The sequence below is a fragment of the Arsenicicoccus cauae genome, assembly GCF_043162025.1.
GTDB lineage: Bacteria > Actinomycetota > Actinomycetes > Actinomycetales > Dermatophilaceae > Arsenicicoccus > Arsenicicoccus cauae.
This window is the reverse complement of sequence record NZ_CP171001.1, coordinates 2,117,576-2,134,867: the sequence shown is the minus strand read 5'-3', so window position 1 is coordinate 2,134,867 and position 17,292 is coordinate 2,117,576. Positions and strand designations below refer to the sequence as shown.

Genomic DNA, 17,292 nt, shown 5'->3' with positions numbered 1-17,292 from the left:
CAGAAGTCACATCAGTCCTGAGCTGTGGAGGCCGGATCGGACGATCTCGACCTGGTCGTCGGTGGCCGCGACCAGCGGCAGGCGCACGTCGGCGTGGGCGATGACGCCCAGCTCGACGAGGGCCGCCTTGGTCATGATGGCCCCCTGGGTCACGTTCATCACGGCGTCGACGACGGGCACGAGGCGGCGATGGATCTCGCGCCCCCGCTCGACGTCGCCGCCCTGGAGGGCCCCCACCATCTCGGCATACGCGTCCCCGGCCACCTGGGCGACGACGCTGACGATGCCGACGGCGCCGAGCGCCAGGTGGGAGAAGTTGGCGACGTCGTCGCCGGAGTACCACTGCAGGTCCGTCTCGCGCTGGACCTTGGTCGCCGCCCACAGGTCGCCCTTGGCATCCTTGACGGCCACGATGCGCGGGTGGTCCGCGAGCCGGACGAGCAGCTCGGTGGGGATCGGCACGCCCGCCCGGCCGGGGATGTCGTAGAGCATGACGGGCAGCTCGGTGGCGTCGGCCACCGCTCGGAAGTGGGCCTCGAGCCCGGCCACGGGGGGCTTGTTGTAGTAGGGCGTCACCACGAGGAGACCGTCCGCACCCGCGTCCGCGGCCTGGCCGGCGAGCTCGATGGTGTGCCGGGTGTCGTTGGTGCCGACACCGGCGATGACGTGCACCCCCTCGCCGACGGTCTCGCGCACGAGGCGGACCAGCTCGGCCTTCTCGTCGTCCGTCGTCGTCGGCGACTCGCCGGTGGTGCCGTTGACGACGATGCCGTCGTGGCCGTGCCCGACGAGGTGGCGCGCGACCTGCTGCACCCCGTCGCGGTCGATCGCACCGCCGGGCAGCATCGGGGTCACCATGGCCGACAGGACGCGGCCGAACGCGGGTGAGGTCGTCATGAGGTCAATGTATCCCGCGATGCCGGGCCCGGTCGGTGACCGCCACGGGCGCCGGCAGCCGGGCCGGAGGCGGAGGAGGGGGACGAGGGGACGAGGGGGACGAGGCGGGTAGACATGTGAATCGCGTAGCCACCCGCTCGGGGGTCCGGGTGGCTACGCGATTCACGAGATACATCGGCCAGTGGGCCCGTCTCGTTACACCGTCGCCGGACCGGATGGTGTGACCTGGCTCACATCCACGCCGTGAGTGCCCGCGCCGGTCGATGACGGTATGCCGGACCCACCCCGCTACCGTGGTCGCCATGCAGCAGTACCTCGACCTCCTCGACCACGTCCTGACGACCGGGGTGGACAAGTCGGACCGCACGGGGACCGGCACCCGCAGCGTCTTCGGCCACCAGATGCGGTTCGACCTCGGCCAGGGCTTCCCGGTCCTCACGACCAAGAAGCTCCACCTGAGGTCGATCATCGGCGAGCTGCTGTGGTTCCTGCGGGGCGACACCAACGTGCGCTGGCTCCAGGAGCGCGGCATCACGATCTGGGACGAGTGGGCCGACGAGCACGGCGACCTCGGCCCCGTCTACGGCCACCAGTGGCGGTCCTGGCCGACCCCCGACGGTCGGTCGGTCGACCAGATCGACCAGGTCGTCACCTCGTTGCGGACCAACCCGGACTCGCGCCGGCACATCGTGTCGGCCTGGAACGTCGCCGACGTCGACCGCATGGCCCTGCCGCCGTGCCACACCATGTTCCAGTTCTACGTGGCCGAGGGGCGCCTGTCCTGCCAGCTCTACCAGCGCAGCGCCGACATCTTCCTCGGGGTGCCCTTCAACATCGCGTCGTACGCTTTGCTCACCATGATGGTCGCCCAGCAGACGGACCTCGAGCCGGGCGACTTCGTGCACACGCTCGGCGACGCCCACCTCTACGCCAACCACCTCGACCAGGCGCGGCTGCAGCTCACGCGCTCGCCCCACCCGCTGCCGACCATGCACATCGCTCGCCGGCCCTCCATCGACGCCTACGAGCTCGAGGACTTCACCCTCGAGGGCTATGTGGCCGACCCGTCGATCAAGGCCCCGATCGCCGTATGACGTCCAGGACGCTCACCCTCGTCGCCGCCGTGGGACGCAACGGCGCGCTCGGGCGCGAGGGGGCCCTGCTGTGGCGGCTGCCCGGTGACCTCCCGCGGTTCAAGGCCCTGACCGAGGGACGTCCGCTGGTCATGGGCCGCAAGACCTACGAGTCCATCGGGCGCGCCCTGCCCGGCCGGCGCACGATCGTGATCACCCGTGACCCCGGGTGGTCCGTGGCCGACGCGGAGTCCGCGTCCTCCCTGGAGGAGGCCCTGGCCCTGGCCGGCGAGGGAGAGGTGTGCTGCGGTGGCGGGGGCGAGATCTATGCCCTCGCCCTGCCCCTGGCGGACCGGCTCGAGCTGACCGAGGTGGACGACGCCCCGGAGGCCGACACGTGGTTCCCCGAGGTCGATCGCGAGCAGTGGCGCGAGGTCCGGCGCGAGCAGGTCGCCGGGACCGACGCCCACCCGGGCTTCGCGTTCGTGACCTACGACCGCGTGAGGGGCTGAGGCGCGTGCGCAACCGCGCCGTCCTGCTGCTCATGCTCCCGGCGGTCCTGGCCGCGGTGGGTGTCGCCGTGGCCTGGACCCGCTCCCGCGAGCTGGCGGCCCGGGCGAGGGCTGGGCGGCGCGGCCGGGCGCTCGTCTGGCCCCTCACCCTCGGCGGCGCGCTGGTCGGGCTCTTCGTGGGGGTGGTCGTGGGTGTGCTGACGGGCCTGGTGGGGGGGCATGCCGACCTCGGCCGCGACGCGATGGACGGCACCTTCCTGCTCGTCCCGGGGATGCTCGCGGGGCTCGGCGCGGGCCTCGCCCGGTGGGCGACCATCACGGCCGTATGGCGCCGCCCGACCCGCGTGCACCGACCACGTCTGCGCCGGCCGGGCCGACGCTGACCTCTGGCTCGACGCTGACCTCTGGGTCGACGCCGACGTCCGGCGACGGGTCTGCGGTGAGCTCCCACAGGCGGTGCTGCTCGTCTTCGGCGAGGCCGGGCAGCCCCAGCCCGAACCTCCCCCGCAGCTGCTCGACCCACTCCTCGGCGGTCGTGAGGTGACGCACCTGCCAGCCCTGGGGGGTGCGGATGCGCAGCGTCCTCAGGTGCAGCATCTCCACGGCCCCGGAAGTCCTGCGCTGGGCCCAGGCGGTGCGGCGGTAGGGCGAGTCGGGGTCGCGGCACACCCGGTCGTACAGCTGCTCGAACGAGGCTGGCGCGGCCGGGGCGAGGGTCAGCTCCACGGCGCGCAGGGCACGTGGACGACGATCGTGCTCGATCCTCCACACCCCCTCGCCGCGGTGGCGGACCTCGTAGCGGAAGCCGCCCTGCAGGTAGGTGCCCGGCAGGAGCGGGAGCGGCTCCAGGTGGCCCGTCCCGGTGCCCACGTCCAGCAGCCACCGCACCCCGTCGACGGTGGCGGTGACGACGCAGTGTTCACCGTGGTGCCGGCTCGCCTCGAGCTGGAAGGTCGACTGGGCCGTCGCCCGGTGCAGCACCGGGTCGAGGCCCAGCTCACGCAGCAGCCAGCACAGACCGACGTTGAGCTGCAGGCACCCGCCGCCCTCGCCGTCCAGGAGGGCCTCGACGAGCTCCGGCTCCACCAGGCGCGGGACGCGACCGCGGACCATCCACACGGTGTCGTGGGCGAAGCGGTCCACGTGCGCCGCGTGCACCCGAGCGAGGTAGCGGGCGGTCGGGCGCTGACGGGGCAGCCCCAGCTGGTCGAGGTAGCGCTGCACGAGATCCCCCATGCCTCGACCCTAGGCCTGCCTGCGAGGTCTCACCACCGGCCGAGCAGCTGGCCGGCGATCCGGATCACGAAGGTCCCCACCACGACGATGAAGACGATGCGGACGAAGCCCGTGCCGCGCGACACGGCGGTCCGCGCCCCGATGTAGCCACCGGCGATGTTGGCCAGTCCCATGACCACGCCGATCGGCCACATGACCGCCCCGTGGGGGACGAAGACCGCGAGGGCCGCGAGGTTGGTCGCGAAGTTGGCGATCTTGGCCTTGGCGCTGGCCTCGAGGAAGGCGTAGCCGGTCAGCCCGACGAGCGCGAAGACGAAGAACGACCCGGTGCCGGGCCCGAGTGCCCCGTCGTAGAAGCCGACGACCGCCCCGATGACCAGGGCCGCCGCGAGGTGGTGGCGACCGGAGAAGCGCAGCTGCGTGGACGCGCCGAGACTGGGCTTGAGCACCGTGTAGGCGCCGACCACCACGAGCGCCACCAGGATGATCGGGTTGAACGCCTCCTTGGGGATCCGGGTGGCGACGACCGCACCGAGCGACGACCCGGCGAACGCCGCGACCGCGAGCGGGATCGCGGTGCGCAGGTCCGGACGCACCCGGCGGTAGTAGGTGACCGCGCTCGTCGAGGTGCCGCAGATCGAGGCCAGCTTGTTGGTGGCGAGGATCTGCGCGGGCGAGGCGCCGGGCAGCCCCACGAGCAGCGCGGGCAGCTGGATCAGCCCTCCCCCGCCCACGACGGCGTCGACCCACCCCGCGCAGAACGCGCATCCGACGAGGAAGAGGACGACCTGCAGCGACAGCTCACCCACGCCCGCACCACCGGTCGACGATCGTGAGGACGTCGAGCAGCTCGTGCGCGACCGCGTCGGGCTCCGCGTCGTGCGAGACCTGCTGCTCCACGGGGATCCGCGAGTGCGGGACCCACACGGCACGCATGCCGGCCCGCTGGGGGCCGTGGACGTCCTCGAAGGACCGGTCCCCGACGTAGACGCACCGGTCCGGCTCGACGCCCACCGCCCGCGCGGCGGCGAGGAAGGCCTCGGGGTGCGGCTTGGCCCACGGGATCTCGCTGGAGTAGACGTCGGCGTCGATGAGGTGGGCCACCCCGTCGCGCTCGAAGACCCCGCGGTGGTAGTCGCGGGTCCAGATCGTGTTGGACAGCACGCCGACGCGGATCCCGCGCTCGCGCAGACCGGTCCACAGGGGCTCGACCTGGGGGTCGGTGAGCGTGTGCGGCTCCCAGAAGGTCTCGTAGGCCGCCAGGCCGGCGAGGGTCGCCTCGTCCTCGGGGTCCAGGCCCACCTGGGTCAGCAGGTCGGCGAGGCGGCCCGACTCGTGAGTGGTGCGAGCGCGCTGCCACAGGGCGTCCTCCGCGAGCAGGATCCGGGCCGTGAGCTCGTGGAGCGAGCAGGCCAGGGTGCCGTAGCCGCGGGAGAACTCCACCCACTGCTGGCGCAGGTCCACGTCGTGCCACGGGGTGAGGGTGCCGCCCCAGTCGAAGATGACGGCGCCGACCGGCGACGGAGCGGCGTCCGAGGCGTCCGTGGCTCCCGGCGCCCCCGCACCCGCACCCGCACCCGTCAGGACCGCACCTCGCGGGCGACCTCGGCCACCACGTCGGCGACGGCCACCTCGCGACGGTCGCCCGAGCGCCGGTCCTTGATCTCCACGGTGCCGCCCGCGAGGCCCTTGCCGACGATGACGATGGTCGGCACGCCGATCAGCTCGGCGTCCTTGAACTTCACGCCGGGGCTGACCTTGGCGCGGTCGTCGACGATGGAGGAGATCCCCTGCCGCGCGAGCTCGCTCGCGATCCGGTCCGCCTCGACGAGCACCGCCTCGTCCTTGCCCGTGGCGACGACGTGGACGTCGGCAGGCGCGACGTTGCGGGGCCACACCAGACCCAGGTCGTCGTGGTTGGCCTCGGCGAGGGCGGCGACGGCCCGCGAGACACCGATGCCGTAGGAGCCCATCGTGACGGTGACGAGCCGGCCGTTCTCGTCCAGCACCTTGAGGCCGAGGGCCTCGGCATACTTGCGACCCAGCTGGAAGATGTGGCCCATCTCGATGCCACGGGCGGTCCGCAGGGTGCCGACGCCGTCCGGGGCTACGTCGCCGTCGCGGACCTCGGCGGCCTGAACCGTCCCGTCGGCGGTGAAGTCGCGGCCGTGGACCAGGTTGATCACGTGGACGCCCGCCCGGTTGGCCCCGGTGGCCCACGCGGACCCCTCGGCCACGCGCGGGTCGAGCAGGTAGCGGATGCCCGTGCGGGACACGACCTCGCCGGCCTCGTCGCGCTCGACGGTCTCGCCGAGCACGCCGGGCCCGATGTAGCCGCGCACCAGCTGCGGGTAGGCCGCGAAGTCGGCCTCGGTGAACTCCTCGACCTCGGCCGGGGCGACCTGCGCCTCGAGGCGCTTGAGGTCGACCTGCCGGTCGCCGGGCAGCCCGACGACCAGGGGCGAACGGGTGCCGTCGGGGTGGACCAGCATCACGACGACGTTCTTGAGGGTGTCGGCGGCGGTCCAGGCCCGGCCGTCGGGGCGCGGGTGCTGGGCGTTCAGCACGTCGACGAGGGTGTCGATGGTGGGGGTGTCCGGCGTGTCGACCTCCTGCGCCGTGGGGACGCCGGACGCGTCGACGGGCTCGGCCTGCGGGACGACCACGGCCTCCACGTTCGCGGCATACCCGCTGTCGTCCCGCACGAAGGTGTCCTCGCCGACCTCGCTGATCGCGAGGAACTCCTCGCTGGCCGACCCGCCCATCGCGCCGGAGGTCGCCTGGACGATGACGTAGTCGAAGCCGAGCCGGTCGAAGATCTTGACGTAGGCCTCGCGGTGCGCGTCGTAGGACTTCTGCAGGCCCTCGTCGGAGACGTCGAAGGAGTACGAGTCCTTCATGATGAACTCGCGCCCGCGCAGCAGTCCGGCGCGGGGCCGCGCCTCGTCGCGGTACTTCGTCTGGATCTGGTAGATCGACAGCGGCAGGTCCTTGTAGGAGCTGTAGAGGTCCTTGACCGCGAGGGTGAACATCTCCTCGTGGGTCGGCCCGAGCAGCATGTCGGTGCCCTTTCGGTCCGTGAGGCGAAAGAGGTTGTCGCCGTACTCCGTCCAGCGCCCGGTCGCCTCGTAGGGCTCGCGCGGCAGCAGCGCCGGGAAGCTCAGCTCCTGGGAGATCTGGTCCATCTCCTCGCGGACGATCCCCTCGACACGACGAAGCACCTTGAGCCCTAGGGGGAGCCAGCTGTAGACGCCGGGCGCCGCGCGACGGACGTAGCCGGCGCGCACGAGCAGCCGGTGGCCGGGCAGCTCCGCGTCGGCCGGGTCCTCGCGCAGGGTCCGCAGGAACAGGGACGACATGCGCATGATCTCACCGGGCACGGTGGGGCTCCTCAGGTCGGCGGAGGTGGGACCACGGCAGGATATCGGCCCTGGCTCACCGGCCTCGACCGCGCCCGGGCGTAGCCTCTGAGGTGGAGGTGAGGGTCGTGGCAGAGTGCGTCGAGACGCCGGGCGGGGGCGGGCCACCGGCAGGAGGGCCAGGCGTCGAGCCCCTCACGCTGCAGGCGGGACTGGCCGCCGCAGCGCACGCCGTGGAGCAGGCGGTGGCGGCGGCGACCACCGCCCACCTGCACCTCACCGAGGCCCTGGCCGCCGACCGGACCTGGTCCAGGCCCGGGGACGCCGTCCTCGACGAGATCATGACGCGGCGCACCGACGTCGGTCTGTATGCCGCCGGCCAGCTCGTCGACCAGCTCCGCTCCGAGGCCGAGGTCGCCGCGTCGCGCTTCCCCCGCCTCGGGATGGCCGGCGAGGAGGTGCTGCCCATCCCCCGCGACGACGCGCCCGACGTCGTCGCCGCCTGGTGGCGGGGCCTGGCCCCCGAGGACCGCGAGGAGGTGCTGCGGCGCCACGCCCCCTGGGCGGGGAGGGCCGACGGGCTGCCCACCGCCGTCCGGCACGCAGCCAACCTGCAGGTCCTCGAGGCCGAGATCGCCCGGCGCAGCCGCGAGCTCGACGTCGACACCGGCGCACCCGCGGACGAGGCCACGGTCGAGGAGGAGAGGGACCTGCGAGGGCTGCTCAAGCTGCGGGCACTCTTCGCCGACCCCGACCTGCTGGCCGAGGTCCCCGAGGGGCTCGCGCAGGTCAGCACGCTGCCGACGCGACGGTTCCTCTATCTGCTCGACGCCCGCAGCTATCCCCTGAGGACCGCCATCGCGCTCGGCGACCCCGACACCGCCACCCACGTGGTGGTGCACGTCCCGGGCACGACCACCACCGTGGACCTGCGCCTCTATCGCGAGGCCACCTGGATGTCCTGGCTGCGCGACGAGGCGGTGCGGCTGCTCGACGGGGACGCCCGCGTGGCGGTGATCGACTGGATCGGCTACCGGGCGCCCTACGACATCGCCACCCGAAAGGCGCTGGGAGACACCGGGATGCGCGTGCTCGTGCCCGGCGAGGCATCCGACCCGCGCTATGCGCGGGAGGCTGCCGGCCACCTCGCCAGGACCCTGCAGGGCGTCCGCGAGATCACCCCCGCCGGAGCCCGCGTCGTGGCGAGCGGGCACTCCTACGGCGCCTCTGCCATGGGACTCGCCCTGTCCCAGCTGGCCGCCGGGGGCGCGCACGTCGTCGACGCCGCCATGACGGCCGGCGCACCAGGGATCTTCGCCTCCAGCCTGTCCGACCTCGGCCTGGCGCCGGGCACGTTGTACGCCTGCATCGCCCCCGGCGACCTCATCGGCATGCTCGGCGTCTTCGGCGGCGAGGTCCTGCGCATCAGCGGCGTGCAACAGCTGTCCCCCCTCGCCCGCCGGGTGGTCTACCCCGACGGGTCCTGGACCGTCCTGCGCCCACCGGTCGGACACGAGCAGTACTACCACCGAGGCACCTCCAGCCTGCTCCACCTGGCCGCCGTGGCCGCGGGCGACACCGAGCGGATCAAGCTGATGAGGCGCCCGTGGTCGATGCTCACTGGCGGCTCGTCAGGACCCGCCGAGGCGGGCAGCTCGGGTGACTCAGGTGACTCAGGTGGGTCGGTCGACTGATCAGTCTGGGTCCTCGTGACTGACGGCCGCGCGTCTCCGGCATCGTCACGATGATCAGCGAGGACAGCGGCACCATGGCGACGGTGCAGCAGGCCGTGAGGACGAGCATCATCGGCTTGCGCCCGATCCGGTCGGACGAGGCACCGAGCGGGTACTGCAGGGCGATGAAGACGACGATCGAGATCGTCAGTGCAGCACCGACCTCGGCGTCGCCGGCGGCGGGAGGGTGGATTCGGCCGCCACCCTGCGACGAGCCGTCGCCCCTTCCTGACGGGCGGTCGGTGATCGCATGTCTACCCGTCGTCCAGCGCGAGATCACAGCAGGATGGTGGCGAACTCCCCGACCTCCCGCATACCGATGCGCGCGTAGGTTGCGCGCGCCGCGGCGTTGAAGTCGTTGACGTAGAGCGAGGCTCGAGGGGCGTGGTCCCGCAGCACGGCCTCCACCACGGCCGCCATGGCCGGCACCGCTCGGCGCCGACCGCGCAGGTGCGGCGCCAACCAGACGCCTTGGATCTGAGCGGTGCCGAGGGCGACCGACCCGACGTCGGCCTTGAACACCACGTCTGGCCCCTCCGACAGGACATACGTGCGCCCCTGCTCGATCAAGGCGGCCACCGACCGGCGATATGACGTCACCGAGCCGACATACGGCGGGTAGCCGATCTCCTCGGTGAACATCGCAGCCGCGGCGGGCACCACGGCGTCAACCTCGGCCGGCCGGGCCAGACGCACCCGCTCCTCGAGGGCGAGGCCGAGCTCGCTCGGCGGGACGGTCGTCGACATCAGCGGCTGCGACCCTCGCACCGCCCGGGGCGCGCCCCAGGACGGCGTGAGCAGCGTCCACAGCCGCAGGACGTCGTCGGCGGGGCCGAACAGGGAGGACGCCCAGCGGCTTCGCCGGCGCAGGCGTTGGGCGAAGTCCGGGGCGGTGTCCGGCCCTACGTCGACCGGGACGACGTTGGCGCCGGTCCAGAGCAGGGAGCGCCATCCCAGGGGGTCCTCCCGATCGGCGTAGCCGAGCAGGCAGCCGGGGGTCGTGCGCAGCGCCCCCTCCTGGATCCGGGACGCCACGAAGACGTGGGCGTCCGGTCGGCGTGCACAGACAGCGATCGCCGCGTCCTCGTCGGCCGGTGTCAGAGCCTGGATCGGCGAGCGGGATCGGAGCACCCCCCAAGGGTGGACCGCAGGGGGGAGCTTGTCACGCCACCACGCGCCACGCGGCAGGCGGCAGGGAGTTCGCGTCCGCAGGAGAAGGTCCCCGCCGCGGCAGCTGCCGGGCGAGGCCCTCCCTGGCTGCGGGACTGCTCAGGTCCCCCCGTCGCTAACGGCACCGGGGCGCCCCATGCGGCCGTGCCTCGCACCGGCTCCACCTACCAAAGACTTCGTCGTCGACATGCCGTGACCGGAGCGCAAGTCCTGAACCATCGGGCAAACACCTACAGTGACTGTTTTCCCCTGAATAGGCCTACCGGTTGGTACTTTGAACCATCACACTGAGTTATTGACAGCCATTCGTGTCAGATAGGTTGCACACAGTGGTTGTTGCGGCCATCCCACCACCCCCGGTCCCGGTTGCTCCTCCTCCCCCTCCCGAGGTATTTCATGCACTTCCCCCTGCCCGCCCGCCGGTCCCCCCGGCTGACCGGCGGACTGGTCGGCGCCCTGGTGACGTCGACCGCCCTGGTCTGCGCTCCGGTGGTGGCCGCGTCGGCCGCCCCGACGACCACGACCCCGGTGACGGCGTCGGCCGCCGCGGCCAAGGTCGACCGCGACCGGCTGCCCGAGCGCATCTTCGCCCCCGACTCGTTCTGGTACCGCAAGCTGCCGACGAACACCCCCAAGGACCCGCGCTCGGCCGAGATCGCCCGGCACATCTACGACCAGGGCGTCTCGTACTACGGTCGCCCCGGAGCCCCGTCCATCGGCGTCAACACGGTGCGCTACTCGGCACCGATGTACGTCGCCAAGCCCGGCGACCCCACGACGACCTTCGCGTTCGACAACTGCCAGGGCAAGTCGTATGGCGACACCGGCCTGATCGCCAACCACCTCAGCAGCCTCCGGATCCCGGCCTACGCTCGTCCCGCCGAGGGGACCGACCTCGAGATGCTGGTGTACGACGCGCACTCGCGTCGACTCACCGAGACCTGGGTGACGCGCAAGAACAACGGTTCCTGGTCCGCCTGCTGGGGCGGCAGCATCCCCGACGCCTCCAAGAGCAACGGGGTCTTCCCGCACCCCTTCGGCACGACGGCCAGCGGGCTCTCCTTGGCCGGCGGCACGATCCGCCCCGAGGAGCTCCGCCGGGGTCACATCGACCACGTGGTCGGCATCGCCCTGCCCCACAACGCCCCCTGGCCCACCGTCTCCCGCCCCGCCAACCGGACCGACGGCTGGAACCCCTCGGGGCGCCCCGCCGCCGCCGAGGGGCAGATGCTCCGCATCCCGGCGTCCGTGAACCTCGACGCCATGCGCCTGTCGCCCACCGCGCGCACCATCGCCAAGGCCGCCCAGGAGTACGGCGTGGTGGTGTGGGACACCGCGGGATCGATCAGCTTCCGCGCCGAGAACCCGATCGGCATGACGAGCGACCCTTACCCGGAGCTCTTCCGAGGACGTGCCGACTGGCAGGAGATGCTGGGCGACCCCGGACGCGGCGAGCGGGGCTTCCCCCTCGAGCTGCTCGAGGTGCTTCCCCTGCACTACGAGGCCCCGGTCTCCGCAGCTCCCAGTCCGGCTCCGGCGCCTGCCCCCCAGCCCACCCCCAGCCCGGCTCCCGCACCGAGGCCCACGCCGACCCCCACCCCCACGCCAACCCCCACGCCCACCCCGACCCCGCCGGCCACGGGTGTGTCCACGGTGCGCCAGACCGCGGCGTGGGTCGACCAGACGGACTCCCTGGGTCGTCTGTGGACCGGCCGCGGTAACGCCTTCGACTCCTACAAGACGGGCACCGCGATGGCAGACCGTGACATCGCAGGGACGGACTCCGACCTGCTCTACCGCTCGACGGTCTACGCCATGTCGTCCTACCGGGCCAAGGTCGCCGACGGCACCTACCGGGTCAAGCTCTACACCGCGGAGGACTACTTCACGGCTCCCGGGCGACGCGTCTACTCGGTCTCGGCGGAGGGTGCCACGGTGCTCAAGGACGTCGATGTGTTCGCCCGGGCCGGTGGGGCCTTCCGGGCCTACGAACCGACCTTCACCGTGACGGTCACCGACGGTCGGCTCGACCTGGGCTTCCACGCCGTCAAGGACGTGCCGAGCCTGGCGGCCGTGGAGATCAGCCGGCTCTGACGCCCCGTCGTCGCGGTCCTATGCCGAGGCGCCGGTCGTCCCTCCCGGGGGGCGACCGGCGCCTCGGCATACGAGCCCCGCGGGACTCAGCCCACGGTGACCGTGGGGCTGCCTGCGGACTCCTCGTCCACGGACTCGCCCATCTCGTCGGCGAGCCGCATGGCCTCCTCGATGAGGGTCTCGACGATGGCGGCCTCGGGGACGGTCTTGATGACCTCTCCCTTGACGAAGATCTGGCCCTTGCCGTTGCCGGACGCGACACCCAGGTCCGCCTCGCGGGCCTCGCCTGGCCCGTTGACGACGCAGCCCATCACGGCGACGCGCAGCGGCACCGTCATGCCCTCGAGCCCCGCCGTCACCGCGTCGGCGAGCTTGTAGACATCGACCTGCGCACGCCCGCACGAGGGGCAGGAGACGATCTCGAGCTTGCGGGGGCGCAGGTTGAGGGACTGCAGGATCTGGATCCCGACCTTGACCTCCTCGACAGGCGGGGCCGACAGCGAGACCCGGATGGTGTCGCCGATGCCCTTGGACAGCAGCGCGCCGAACGCCGTGGCGGACTTGATGGTGCCCTGGAAGGCCGGGCCCGCCTCGGTGACGCCGAGGTGCAGCGGCCAGTCGCCGCGCTCGGACAGCAGCTCGTAGGCCCGCACCATGACGACGGGGTCGTTGTGCTTGACCGAGATCTTGAAGTCGTGGAAGCCGTGCTCCTCGAACAGGCTGGCCTCCCAGACGGCGGACTCGACGAGCGCCTCCGGCGTTGCCTTGCCGTACTTCTCCAGGAGGCGCTTGTCGAGGGAGCCGGCGTTGACACCGATGCGGATGGAGGTGCCGTGGTCCTTGGCGGCCGCGGCGATCTCCTTGACCTGGTCGTCGAACTTGCGGATGTTGCCGGGGTTGACGCGGACCGCGGCGCAGCCCGCCTCGATCGCGGCGAAGACGTACTTGGGCTGGAAGTGGATGTCCGCGATGACGGGGATCTGGCTGTGCTGGGCGATCTGGGGCAGGGCGTCCGCGTCGTCCTGGCTCGGGCAGGCCACGCGCACGATGTCGCAGCCGGCGGCGGTGAGCTGGGCGATCTGCTGCAGCGTCGTGTTGACGTCGGAGGTCAGGGTGGTCGTCATGGACTGCACCGAGACGGGCGCGTCACCGCCCACCTCGACCTTGCCGACCTTGATCTTGCGGGTCTTGCGACGCGGTGCGAGCACCGGCGCAGGGGCAGCAGGCATGCCTAGCGAGACGGTCATGGTGTCAGTATCCCTCACTCATCCGAGCTTGACGGGCCGCACGATGTCGGCATAGATCAGCAGGCCCCCCATGACGACCAGGACGATCGACATGGCGTAGGCGACGGGCAGCCCCTTGGCCACGTCGACGTAGCCGGGGTCGGGGCGACGGGTGATGCGCGCGAAGCCGCGACGCATCGCCTCCCACACGGCCCCGACGACGTGTCCGCCGTCGAGCGGCAGCAGCGGGATGAGGTTGAAGACGAAGAGGGCGACGTTGAGCGAGGCGATCAGCATGATCTCGGTGATCAACCTCGAGGTCGTGCCCTCGAGGCCCTGCACCTGCCCGGAGGCGATCTCGCCGCCGATGCGCCCGACGCCGACGACCGAGATGGGGCCGTTGGGGTCCCGCTCCCCCGACCCGAAGGCCGCCTTGGTGATGCCCACCATCTTTTCCGGGATCTCGAAGATCACCCCGGCCGTCTGGGCCACGGCGTTGCCGACCGCCCCCGGCACCGCGGCGATCGGCTGGCGCTCGACCTGACCGACGGGCGCCGACTGCATGCCGATGTAGCCGGTCTGCACGGTCTGCGGCGTGCCGTCCGACCCGGTCACGGGCGCGCCGTTGCGGTCGAGCCGCGGGAGGGCGTTGGTGATGGGGGTGATGGTCAGGGTCTGCTGACGCCCCTCCCGCTCGACGACGACGGGCAGGGCCTTGCCGGCGCTCGGCCGCACGACACGGCCGACGGCGGCGGTGCCGTCCACGGCAGTCCCTCCGATCGAGACGATCCGGTCGCCGGGCAGCAGACCGGCCTGCGCGGCGGGCGTGCGGCGGTCCTGCTCGGTGCAGGGGCGCGTGGCGTCGGCCCCGGCGGGTCGCACGCACTCGACGACGGACGCGACCTTGGCGCCGCGCTCGACGAAGACCCCGTGCCCCATGAGGACGCCGCCGATGAGCACGGTGGCGATGACGAGGTTCATGACGGGGCCGCCGAGCATGACGATGACCTTCTGCCAGCTCTTCAGCTTGTAGAAGACCCGGTCCTCGTCGCCGGGACGGACCTCCTCCATCGAGTGCGTCCGCGCGTCGTCGACCATGGCGGCCCAGCGCCCGGTGCTGGACGGGCGCAGGTGGTGCTCGTCCTCGCCCTTGCCCTTGGGCGGGAACATCCCGATCATCCGGACGTAGCCGCCGAGGGGGATGGCCTTGAGGCCGTACTCCGTCTCCCCGAACCGGCGCGACCACAACGTCGGCCCGAAGCCGATCATGTACTGCGGGGCCTTGACCCCGAAGAGCTTGGCCGGGACCAGGTGACCGATCTCGTGCAGCGCGATCGAGACCCCCACGCCGATGACGACGAACAGGATGCCCAGGATCGTCAGGACCACGGTCATGCGGGCTCCTCGGTCAGGGCGGGGCGGAGGCCGAGCACCTCACGGGCCCGGGCGCGTGCCCAGGACTCGGCACGCAGCACAGCGGCAACGTCCAGGTCGCCGGGGGTGTTCCCGGCGTTGGCGGCCCGATCCCCGCCGGCGTGATGCTCGTCGACGACGCGTTCCACCGTGTCGACGATGTCGAGGAAGCCGATCCGCCGCTCGTGGAAGGCCTCGACGCACTCCTCGTTGGCGGCGTTGTAGACGGCCGGGTAGGTGCCCCCCGCCTCCCCGACGCGGTAGGCCAGCGGCACGGCTCGGAAGGCCTTACGGTCCAGGGGCCAGAACTCGAAGGTGCGGGGCCGGCTCCAGTCGTAGGCCGGTGCCGCGTCGGGCACGCGGTCGGGCCACGCGAGCCCCAGCGCGATCGGGATGAGCATCGTGGGTGGGCTCGCCTGCAGCAGGGTGGAGCCGTCGGTGAACTCCACCATCGAGTGCACGTCGGACGTCGGGTGCACGACCACCTCGATCCGGTCGAAGCCGATCCCGAAGAGCAGGTGCGCCTCGATGACCTCTAGCCCCTTGTTGACCAGGGTCGCCGAGTTGGTGGTCACGACACGGCCCATGTCCCAGGTGGGGTGGGCCAGCGCCTGCTCGGGCGTGACATCCGTCAGCTCGGCGCGGCTGCGGCCCCGGAACGGCCCGCCGCTCGCCGTGATCACCAGCCGGCGCACCTCCTCGGAGCGACCCCCACGCAGGCACTGCGCCACGGCGCTGTGCTCGGAGTCGACCGGGACGATCTGCCCGGGCCGCGCGGCGCGCGTGACGATCGGCCCCCCGACGATCAGGCTCTCCTTGTTGGCCAGCGCCAGCGTGCTCCCGGCCTCGAGTGCGGCCAGCGTGGGCCGCAGCCCGATCGAGCCGGTGATGCCGTTGAGCACGACGTCGGCGCCGTGCGCGGCGACCTCCTCGCTCGCCCGCTCGCCGACGACCACCCGCGGCTCGTATGCCGCCGCGCCCAGCCGCTCGCTCGCCACCCTGATCGCGCGCTGCAGGGCCTCGGCGGAGCCCGTGGCCACACCGACCAGCTCGGGGCGCAGCAGCACGGCCTGCTCGGCGAGCTGGTCGAGCCTGCCGCCGCCGGCGGACAGCGCGCTCACGGTGAACCGGTCCGGGTTGCGCAGGACGACGTCGACCGCCTGGGTCCCGATGGAGCCGGTCGAGCCCAGCAGCGCGACCGTGCGGTGACCGGCGCGAGGGGTGTGCGCGGGAGGCAGCGGGCTGTCGGCATACGGGCTCTGGCTCACCCGACCATCCTCGCACCCGTCGGCCGGTCTGCTGCTCCGCGTGGGCTCAGTCGGTGGGTCCGCCGCCGGACTGCAGGAGCCGCCAGGTGCCGGGACCGACGATCCCGTCCGCGGTCATGCCCAGCTGGGTCTGCAGCGTGCGCACGGCACGCTCGGTGTCAGCCCCGAACCGCCCATCGACCGAGACGGGCACGTCCTGGGCGACGAGGGCGCGCTGGACCCGGGCGACGGCCTCGCCCGTGCTCCCCCGGCGCAGCCGAGGCGTGGAGCCCCGCGAGAGGAGGAGGGTCCACACGTGGGTCTCCACGTGCGGCACCCACGCCTGCCAGCCGAGGCGCCGCGCCACCTGGTCATAGGCCTGACGGGTGGCCGGTCCGTAGGCCCCGTCGACCGCCACGCTTGCGCCCTGCTGACGCAGCAGGCACTGGAAGGCCTCGACCGCCGGTCCCCTGGCCCCCGGGTCCAGGTCGGGGTAGCGCCGCAGGGTTGGGGAGCACGCGCGAGCCACGGGAGCCTCGCTGGTGCGGGCGGCGCCACTGACCTCGGGCCGCGCACCCGCCGAGCTCGCACCCTGCGCCTGCGGCTCCGCCCCGGTCACCGGTGACGGCTCGGCCGCCGGGGCGGCGTCGGTCGTCGTCCCCGGCGGCGTCGACGTCACCGTCTGCGTGACTCGCACGACCTGGGTCCCCTCGATGTCCGAGGAGCAGCCTGACAGGGTCAGCGCCGCGACGATGGCTGCGGCGAGTCCCCGCACTGGAGCGATGGAGCTGGTCCGGTGGTTCATCGGGGCCTCCTGGTGCCGCGTGGTCACCCTCCATGCTGTCGCGGGACGGCCTGCGACGCGAGCGGCGGCCACCGCGGGTGCCGAGCGTCGAGGGGTCGCGAATGCCCGCGACATGCCGCGCCGAGCGAATCTGCCTCCCCTCGACAACCAGCGACCCCTCGGCAGCCCCCCGCCGACCCGCGGGACTAGGCTGACGGGGTCGGCGACCGCCGGACGACATCCAGGGGAGGACCAGCATGGCCAAGGACCGCACCGGGCTCAGCCTCGGCTACCGGATCATGTGGCGAGTCCGCTACATCGGGGTCAGCGTCTTCGGGCCGGCGCAGCTCGACCCCGACGACGACCCCAAGGACAACCTCCTCCGCGAGCGGCAGCGCAAGGTCGCGGCCGCGCACGCCGCTGCAGGGACCGCCCCGCGGGCGTGAGCGAGCGGTCTCGCGGGCGCCTCAGGCCTGCGGCTGGTCGGCCGCATCAGCAGGTGGGCGGACGCCACGCGACCATGGACATGATCACTCCGGCGGCGACGC

Annotated in this window: 16 protein-coding genes; 6 read left to right on the top strand and 10 right to left on the bottom strand. The window is 72.4% G+C overall.

The genetic code is table 11. The features are described from left to right. Positions 1–6: 6 nt before the first annotated feature. Complete coding sequence (gene dapA, locus ACF3NS_RS09985) at positions 7–897, bottom strand: 4-hydroxy-tetrahydrodipicolinate synthase (RefSeq protein ID WP_392465834.1); 891 nt, start codon at positions 895–897, stop codon at positions 7–9. A gap of 302 nt (positions 898–1,199) precedes the next feature. On the opposite strand from dapA, the gene ACF3NS_RS09980 reads away from it, so the two are divergent. From ACF3NS_RS09980 to ACF3NS_RS09970, 3 genes are read left to right on the top strand one after another with little or no spacing between them, the layout of a single operon-like run. Then, a complete protein-coding gene (locus ACF3NS_RS09980; RefSeq protein ID WP_154593371.1) occupies positions 1,200–1,991 on the top strand; it encodes a thymidylate synthase in 792 nt (263 codons plus the stop codon). Continuing rightward, the gene (locus tag ACF3NS_RS09975) at positions 1,988–2,482 is read left to right on the top strand and encodes a dihydrofolate reductase (protein ID WP_154593372.1); all 495 of its coding nucleotides are present in this window, start codon (positions 1,988–1,990) and stop codon (positions 2,480–2,482) included. Before ACF3NS_RS09980 ends, ACF3NS_RS09975 begins: the two co-directional genes overlap by 4 nt. A gap of 5 nt (positions 2,483–2,487) precedes the next feature. Then, on the top strand, positions 2,488–2,865 hold the full coding sequence (locus ACF3NS_RS09970; protein ID WP_154593373.1) for a hypothetical protein: 378 nt from the start codon (positions 2,488–2,490) through the stop codon (positions 2,863–2,865). Here the strand turns inward: ACF3NS_RS09970 and ACF3NS_RS09965 are convergent. From ACF3NS_RS09965 to ACF3NS_RS09950, 4 genes are all read right to left on the bottom strand, one after another. Then, positions 2,798–3,718 carry an arylamine N-acetyltransferase gene (locus ACF3NS_RS09965; protein ID WP_154593374.1) on the bottom strand — a complete coding sequence of 307 codons (921 nt, stop codon included), beginning with the start codon at positions 3,716–3,718 and terminating at the stop codon, positions 2,798–2,800. The genes ACF3NS_RS09970 and ACF3NS_RS09965 overlap by 68 nt on opposite strands. Positions 3,719–3,747: 29 nt before the next feature. After that, positions 3,748–4,527 carry a TSUP family transporter gene (locus ACF3NS_RS09960; RefSeq protein ID WP_288797998.1) on the bottom strand — a complete coding sequence of 260 codons (780 nt, stop codon included), beginning with the start codon at positions 4,525–4,527 and terminating at the stop codon, positions 3,748–3,750. Next, complete coding sequence (locus tag ACF3NS_RS09955) at positions 4,520–5,221, bottom strand: HAD family hydrolase (RefSeq protein ID WP_392469113.1); 702 nt, start codon at positions 5,219–5,221, stop codon at positions 4,520–4,522. The genes ACF3NS_RS09960 and ACF3NS_RS09955 overlap by 8 nt, the downstream gene beginning before the upstream one ends. Before the next feature lie 77 nt (positions 5,222–5,298). Further along, complete coding sequence (locus ACF3NS_RS09950; RefSeq protein WP_392469111.1) at positions 5,299–7,083, bottom strand: proline--tRNA ligase; 1,785 nt, start codon at positions 7,081–7,083, stop codon at positions 5,299–5,301. A 122-nt stretch (positions 7,084–7,205) separates the two neighbouring features. Here ACF3NS_RS09950 and ACF3NS_RS09945 point away from each other — a divergent pair, with 122 nt between their 5' ends. Next, positions 7,206–8,771, top strand: coding sequence for an alpha/beta hydrolase (locus ACF3NS_RS09945; protein ID WP_392465831.1), 1,566 nt, complete (start codon positions 7,206–7,208; stop codon positions 8,769–8,771). A gap of 315 nt (positions 8,772–9,086) precedes the next feature. On the opposite strand, the gene ACF3NS_RS09940 is transcribed toward ACF3NS_RS09945, so the two are convergent. Beyond that, a complete protein-coding gene (locus ACF3NS_RS09940) occupies positions 9,087–9,941 on the bottom strand; it encodes a DUF4081 domain-containing protein (RefSeq protein ID WP_311966543.1) in 855 nt (284 codons plus the stop codon). Between the two features lie 435 nt (positions 9,942–10,376). Between ACF3NS_RS09940 and ACF3NS_RS09935 the strand changes: the two genes are divergently transcribed. Beyond that, positions 10,377–12,074 (top strand): malectin domain-containing carbohydrate-binding protein, encoded by a 1,698-nt coding sequence (locus ACF3NS_RS09935; protein WP_154593377.1) that lies wholly within the window; start codon positions 10,377–10,379, stop codon positions 12,072–12,074. An 86-nt stretch (positions 12,075–12,160) separates the two neighbouring features. Here ACF3NS_RS09935 and ispG read toward each other — a convergent pair whose 3' ends face one another. From ispG to ACF3NS_RS09915, 4 genes are all read right to left on the bottom strand, one after another. Further along, the gene (gene ispG, locus ACF3NS_RS09930; protein WP_154593378.1) at positions 12,161–13,321 is read right to left on the bottom strand and encodes a flavodoxin-dependent (E)-4-hydroxy-3-methylbut-2-enyl-diphosphate synthase; all 1,161 of its coding nucleotides are present in this window, start codon (positions 13,319–13,321) and stop codon (positions 12,161–12,163) included. An 18-nt stretch (positions 13,322–13,339) separates the two neighbouring features. Continuing rightward, the gene (locus ACF3NS_RS09925; protein ID WP_392465829.1) at positions 13,340–14,695 is read right to left on the bottom strand and encodes a M50 family metallopeptidase; all 1,356 of its coding nucleotides are present in this window, start codon (positions 14,693–14,695) and stop codon (positions 13,340–13,342) included. After that, complete coding sequence (dxr, locus tag ACF3NS_RS09920; RefSeq protein ID WP_392469109.1) at positions 14,692–15,951, bottom strand: 1-deoxy-D-xylulose-5-phosphate reductoisomerase; 1,260 nt, start codon at positions 15,949–15,951, stop codon at positions 14,692–14,694. The genes ACF3NS_RS09925 and dxr overlap by 4 nt, the downstream gene beginning before the upstream one ends. A 76-nt stretch (positions 15,952–16,027) precedes the next feature. Next, positions 16,028–16,765: a peptidoglycan-binding protein gene (locus ACF3NS_RS09915; protein WP_392465827.1), complete on the bottom strand. Its 738-nt coding sequence runs from the start codon at positions 16,763–16,765 to the stop codon at positions 16,028–16,030. A gap of 236 nt (positions 16,766–17,001) precedes the next feature. Between ACF3NS_RS09915 and ACF3NS_RS09910 the strand changes: the two genes are divergently transcribed. Continuing rightward, positions 17,002–17,190, top strand: coding sequence for a hypothetical protein (locus tag ACF3NS_RS09910; RefSeq protein ID WP_154593381.1), 189 nt, complete (start codon positions 17,002–17,004; stop codon positions 17,188–17,190). The last annotated feature ends 102 nt before the right edge of the window (positions 17,191–17,292 follow it).

Excerpts from the sequence above, each read along its gene's own strand:
- ACF3NS_RS09975 (WP_154593372.1), top strand. The coding sequence starts at position 1,988 with ATGACGTCCAGGACGCTCACCCTCGTCGCCGCCGTGGGACGCAACGGC.
- ACF3NS_RS09935 (WP_154593377.1), top strand. The coding sequence starts at position 10,377 with ATGCACTTCCCCCTGCCCGCCCGCCGGTCCCCCCGGCTGACCGGCGGA.
- ACF3NS_RS09925 (WP_392465829.1), bottom strand. The coding sequence starts at position 14,695 with ATGACCGTGGTCCTGACGATCCTGGGCATCCTGTTCGTCGTCATCGGC.
- ACF3NS_RS09965 (WP_154593374.1), bottom strand. The coding sequence starts at position 3,718 with ATGGGGGATCTCGTGCAGCGCTACCTCGACCAGCTGGGGCTGCCCCGT.
- ACF3NS_RS09915 (WP_392465827.1), bottom strand. The coding sequence starts at position 16,765 with ATGAACCACCGGACCAGCTCCATCGCTCCAGTGCGGGGACTCGCCGCA.
- dapA (WP_392465834.1), bottom strand. The coding sequence starts at position 897 with ATGACGACCTCACCCGCGTTCGGCCGCGTCCTGTCGGCCATGGTGACC.
- ACF3NS_RS09910 (WP_154593381.1), top strand. The coding sequence starts at position 17,002 with ATGGCCAAGGACCGCACCGGGCTCAGCCTCGGCTACCGGATCATGTGG.
- ACF3NS_RS09950 (WP_392469111.1), bottom strand. The coding sequence starts at position 7,083 with ATGCGCATGTCGTCCCTGTTCCTGCGGACCCTGCGCGAGGACCCGGCC.
- ispG (WP_154593378.1), bottom strand. The coding sequence starts at position 13,321 with ATGACCGTCTCGCTAGGCATGCCTGCTGCCCCTGCGCCGGTGCTCGCA.
- ACF3NS_RS09980 (WP_154593371.1), top strand. The coding sequence starts at position 1,200 with ATGCAGCAGTACCTCGACCTCCTCGACCACGTCCTGACGACCGGGGTG.